At 77.6% G+C, this 304-nt stretch carries 1 protein-coding gene; it reads right to left on the bottom strand.

All coding sequences use genetic code 11. The features are described 5' to 3' along the window. A partial coding sequence (locus PUR61_RS21345; RefSeq protein ID WP_329880796.1) for a tetratricopeptide repeat protein occupies positions 1–304 on the bottom strand: 304 nt, incomplete at both ends.

Raw genomic sequence — 304 nt, 5'->3', positions numbered from 1 at the left:
GTGCACCTCGCCCCGATGTGCGCACGCCCAGGCGTAGGAAGGATTCAGGGTTACGGCGGCGGTGAGGTCGGTCACGTCTTCGTCGGGTCGGCCGGCCTGGCGGTGGGCCTGGCCGCGGGCGCGGAGCGCCCAGACGTCCGACGGGCTGAGGGCGAGCGCGGCGGGGAGGTCGGCGCTCGCCGGCTCCGGGAGGTCCGCCGGCCGGGACGCCTCGCCGCGCCCGGCGAGGGCCCAGGCATAGGCGGGGTCGAGGGTGAGGGCGGCGGTGAAGTCGGCGACGGCTTCCTCCAGCCGGCCGGTCTGG

Source organism: Streptomyces sp. BE20, from assembly GCF_036322525.1.
Lineage (GTDB): Bacteria > Actinomycetota > Actinomycetes > Streptomycetales > Streptomycetaceae > Kitasatospora.
This window is presented reverse-complemented; position numbering and strand designations above follow the sequence as displayed.